The sequence below is a fragment of the Methylophaga sp. UBA4204 genome (assembly GCF_002379485.1).
Taxonomy (GTDB): Bacteria; Pseudomonadota; Gammaproteobacteria; order Nitrosococcales; family Methylophagaceae; genus Methylophaga.
In genome coordinates this window covers 50249-54395 of the sequence record NZ_DFTU01000037.1, presented here as the reverse complement: position 1 = coordinate 54395, position 4147 = coordinate 50249, and the positions used below count along the sequence as shown (strand labels likewise).

Here is a 4147-nt window from a genome sequence, read left to right as displayed (position 1 = left end):
CATGCAAATGGCCACCGAGCTAAACCCAGCCGAACCATCCGTCCAGGCGATCAATTAACCATTTCGCAACCACCGTATGAATACGTCATTGATGTCTTAGGCCTGCAAAAACAACGTCGACCGGCCAGTGAAGCCCAATTGCTTTATCAGGAAACAGCTGAAAGTCGGGATAAACGTGAACTGTTACGTGAACAAATCAAAAATGAGCCGTTAGGTTTCCGTGATCAAAAAGGCCGCCCCAGTAAACGGGATCGTCGCCATATTATTAAATTCACCCGGGGCGACTAATGGATAAGACTTCACTGCTTAATGCTGCTGACAAACAGCTTCCCGCATTACGTTATGCTGTTGAATTGCAAAAAACGGCTGCCACTGTTGGCTTTGACTGGCCGCATATTGATGGCGTGATTGCCAAGATTCATGAAGAACTGGATGAGGTTGCTGCTGAACTGGATGATGCCGATCCAAAGAAACTACAGGAAGAAATTGGCGATTTATTATTTGCTATTACCAATCTTGCCAGGCATTTGGATGTCGATCCTGAACAAGCTATAGAGCAATGTAATCAGAAATTTCTCCGCCGTTTTCAATTTATTGAAACGCAGATAATCCAACAGGGAAAATCATTACAAACGGCTTCATTAGATGAGCTTGACGCTTTATGGGATAAGGCAAAATTATCTGATAAAAAGAATGAAGATTAATTCATAATATATTGATTTTAAACATCTAAAGACAATCTAAATGCCAACATGGATGATTCGATAAAACCGTGTTGTTCATAAAAACGATGGGCAGCTTCATTATCGTTATCGGTCAACAAGGTAATGCGTTTACAGCCTTTCTCTCTGGCAAAATCAATCGCATATTTCAATAACGCTGACCCAACGCCAAGGCCACGATTTTGTGGTGCAACCACCATATCTTCCAGAATCGCCACCCGGCTACCCAGCGCTGTCGAAATGGTGTACAACAAATTCACCATGCCTACAATCTGCCCGGCATCTTTTGCGACCAGAATATCACCGATACCGTCGCCTTCAATAATCGCTCCCAATCCTAAAGCTTGCATCTCTGCGTCTGGTTTAAATTCGGTTTCCTGACTAAACAAGGTGTCGAGTAACCGGCACAACTCAGGGATATCAGAAGGTACAGCAGTCAGTATTTCCATATTATCCGGCAGAGCTTAATGACTGTGCGGTTTGAAACTGATCCTGGCCGGTATACACCAGAAAATGTTTACCTTTGGCGCGAGCGACCATGCCAATACCAATATCCTGTGCAATGCTCAGACCCATTTCTGTCACACCACTGCGCGATAATAATAAAGGTACCTGCATCTGTGCGACCTTAATCACCATCTCAGATGTGAGACGCCCGGTGGTATAGAACACCTTGTCATTACCTTTGACATCGTTGAGCCACATCCAGCCGGAAATCGCATCGACAGCATTATGCCGGCCAACATCCTCAACAAAGCTCAATACATCATTTCCCTGGCAAAGCGCACAACCATGTACTGCACCAGCCTGTTTATACATTTCGTTGTATTCGTTCAGGGCATGCAACACGTCATAAATAGACTGGGCACTGAACTGGGGACATTGCAGTTTCAGTTCAGATAACGAATCCATGACATGACCAAACATAGTGCCCTGCCCGCAACCACTGGTCGCAATTCGTCGGGACATAAGCGAATCAAGATTATTTTTCTGCTGATGGGTCGTCACCGCAACAGCATCAACGTCCCAATCCACCTGAATGGATTTGATATGGCTGAGTTCATCAACCAATCCCTGATTGCGCAAATAACCAAGTGTCAGTAGCTCTGGCTGACCACCAAGCGTCATCAAAGTAACAATCTCGCGATTATCCAGATAAATCGTCAGTGGCCGTTCGCCGGTTAATGACACTTCACGGGCTTCGCCAAATTCATCTAAAACGGTAGTGGTATGCAGGCGGTTAATGCCCTGATTGGTCATTTCAGGCTGATATTTAGCCACCGGTGACACTCATATGACGGAAGATAATCGGCTGTTCTTTGATATTAAAGTCATGGCCTTTTGGCTTGATATCCATCGACTGGATAATGGCCTGTTTGAGTTTATCGAGATCACCAGGATGGCGGCGAATAATATCGCGCAAGTCCATCGAATGTTCCTGCCCCAGACATAATAGTAAACGACCTTCCGTAGTCACCCTGACCCGATTACAGCTTTCACAGAAATTATGACTGTGAGGCGATATAAAGCCTATTTTGCTGTTGCTGCCAGCAACCTGATAATAACGCGATGGTCCACCGGTATTAGCAATACTGCTTTGCAAATCAAAATGCTTTTGTAATGTGGCCAGCACTTCATCACTACTGCAATAGCTTTCATTACGACTGTGCGTTACCTGACCCAATGGCATTTCTTCGATATAGGAAATATCCAGATCATTATCGATAGCAAACTGAGCCAGATCGACAATCTCATCATCGTTACGGCCTTTCATGATGACCGCATTCAATTTGATGCGTTTAAAGCCCGCTTGTTTGGCAGCATCAATCCCGTCCAGTACCTGAGTTAATTCGCCAGTACGGGTTAATTCACGGAAACGTTCGGCATTCAATGAGTCCAGACTGATGTTAATGCGATCCATACCGGCTGCAGCGAGCTTTTCAGCGTACTTGGGTAACTGGGAGCCGTTGGTGGTTAAGTTCAGCTCTTTAAGCGATGTGGTGTGCTTTAACGCGCCAATTTGCTCTATTAACCAATCGACGTTGCGACGTACTAAAGGTTCGCCACCGGTGATGCGGACTTTTTCCACCCCGAGTTCACAAAAAGCTTTTACCAGAAAGGCAATCTCTTCCAGCGTCAGCAACTGTTCGCGCGGCATGAAAGTCATTTCTTCATCCATGCAATACACGCAACGGAAATCACAACGATCAGTGATCGATATCCGTACATACGACACGCGCCGTCCGAAGTTATCGATTAATTGTGTTTGGTTATCCGTCATAGTGTCTATTATGCGCTAGCTACGCTCTTTATGAGAAATGTCACAAGAATTTTTTGCAGTGGAAAAGCCAAACAAGGCATAGCCACCACAGCGACCGCTTAATCCGTTAATCAGTAGTCCCAATCCCAGCAAGGCCCACCAACTTTGGTAATACAATGCAATCGCTATTATAAACAGACCGATTATGATACGTAACGTTCTATCAATATTGCCGAGATTCTTTTTCATTGCATTGCTCCAGATACAAACAAGCCCCTTTGCAGGGGCTTGAATGAATCAATCTTATTGATTGCTGAATCAATCGTTGCCAGAGAAGGCACCGATTAAATGCAACAGGCTGGTAAACAGGTTGTAGATACTGACATACAAGGTCACAGTCGCCATGATGTAGTTTGTTTCGCCACCGTGAATGATGTTGCTGGTTTCATAAAGAATCAGACCAGACATCAACAGCACGAACATTGCAGAAACCGCCAGCGACAGACCAGGCATGTTAAAGAAGAATGCTGCCAGTCCCGCCAGGAAAGCTACCAGGATACCGACAAACAGGAAGCCACCCATAAAGCTGAAGTCTTTTTCAGATTTAATCGCGTAAGCAGATAAGCCTAAAAAGACAATCCCGGTTGCGCCCAGAGCCTGCATAACAATCTGCGGACCATTGGGTAATCCCAGGTAAGCGTTAACGATTGGTCCCAGTGTCAGGCCCATAAAACCGGTCAGCGCAAATACAGAGGCAATACCCCAAACGCTGTTGCGCAGTTTAGCTGTCAGGAACAACAGACCGAAGTAGCCGATCAAGGTAATAATAATGCCTGGATGCGGCAGGTTAAACACCATTGACACCCCAGCGGTAAGCGCACTGAAGCCAAGCGTCATCGCCAGCAATACATAGGTGTTACGCAATAACTTGTTGGTTTGCAGCGCAGATTCGCGCGAACGCACAACTGTTGATTGAGTATCGTAATTCATCAGTTTATTTCTCCATTACTCAGTAAAGTATTGATGATAGGTAGTTCATCCAATGGACATCATCCTACCGGATAAGTTCTAAATGGCAATAGCTATATAAATTTTGCTTTCACTGTTGTCAGAACAAGTCATTCCTAGTAATATGCCGCGTCTTGGAGGGATGGCAGAGCGGTTG

7 protein-coding genes are annotated in these 4147 nt (G+C 45.2%); 2 read left to right on the top strand and 5 right to left on the bottom strand.

Going from position 1 to position 4147, the window contains the following annotated elements:
- Both B3182_RS05355 and B3182_RS05350 read left to right on the top strand, forming a co-directional pair.
- Positions 1-288, top strand: a 288-nt coding sequence (locus tag B3182_RS05355) for an RNA-binding S4 domain-containing protein (protein ID WP_292751871.1), incomplete at its 5' end; no start/stop codon positions are given.
- Positions 288-704: a MazG nucleotide pyrophosphohydrolase domain-containing protein gene (locus B3182_RS05350; protein ID WP_292356894.1), complete on the top strand. Its 417-nt coding sequence runs from the start codon at positions 288-290 to the stop codon at positions 702-704. The genes B3182_RS05355 and B3182_RS05350, both read left to right, overlap by 1 nt.
- Positions 705-721: 17 nt before the next feature.
- On the opposite strand, the gene B3182_RS05345 is transcribed toward B3182_RS05350, so the two are convergent.
- From B3182_RS05345 to B3182_RS05325, 5 genes are all read right to left on the bottom strand, one after another.
- Positions 722-1171 carry a GNAT family N-acetyltransferase gene (locus tag B3182_RS05345; RefSeq protein WP_292356896.1) on the bottom strand — a complete coding sequence of 150 codons (450 nt, stop codon included), beginning with the start codon at positions 1169-1171 and terminating at the stop codon, positions 722-724.
- 1 nt (position 1172) lies between these two features.
- Entirely contained in the window at positions 1173-2003 is an 831-nt protein-coding gene (locus B3182_RS05340; RefSeq protein ID WP_292356898.1) for a formate dehydrogenase accessory sulfurtransferase FdhD, read from the bottom strand.
- Entirely contained in the window at positions 1996-3003 is a 1008-nt protein-coding gene (gene moaA / locus B3182_RS05335) for a GTP 3',8-cyclase MoaA (RefSeq protein WP_292356900.1), read from the bottom strand. Before moaA ends, B3182_RS05340 begins: the two co-directional genes overlap by 8 nt.
- Before the next feature lie 15 nt (positions 3004-3018).
- A complete protein-coding gene (locus B3182_RS05330; RefSeq protein ID WP_292356902.1) occupies positions 3019-3231 on the bottom strand; it encodes a YgaP-like transmembrane domain in 213 nt (70 codons plus the stop codon).
- 69 nt (positions 3232-3300) lie between these two features.
- Positions 3301-3972 (bottom strand): Bax inhibitor-1/YccA family protein, encoded by a 672-nt coding sequence (locus tag B3182_RS05325; protein ID WP_292356904.1) that lies wholly within the window; start codon positions 3970-3972, stop codon positions 3301-3303.
- Positions 3973-4147: the final 175 nt, after the last annotated feature.

Excerpts from the sequence above, each read along its gene's own strand:
- B3182_RS05350 (WP_292356894.1), top strand. The coding sequence starts at position 288 with ATGGATAAGACTTCACTGCTTAATGCTGCTGACAAACAGCTTCCCGCA.
- B3182_RS05345 (WP_292356896.1), bottom strand. The coding sequence starts at position 1,171 with ATGGAAATACTGACTGCTGTACCTTCTGATATCCCTGAGTTGTGCCGG.
- moaA (WP_292356900.1), bottom strand. The coding sequence starts at position 3,003 with ATGACGGATAACCAAACACAATTAATCGATAACTTCGGACGGCGCGTG.
- B3182_RS05330 (WP_292356902.1), bottom strand. The coding sequence starts at position 3,231 with ATGAAAAAGAATCTCGGCAATATTGATAGAACGTTACGTATCATAATC.
- B3182_RS05325 (WP_292356904.1), bottom strand. The coding sequence starts at position 3,972 with ATGAATTACGATACTCAATCAACAGTTGTGCGTTCGCGCGAATCTGCG.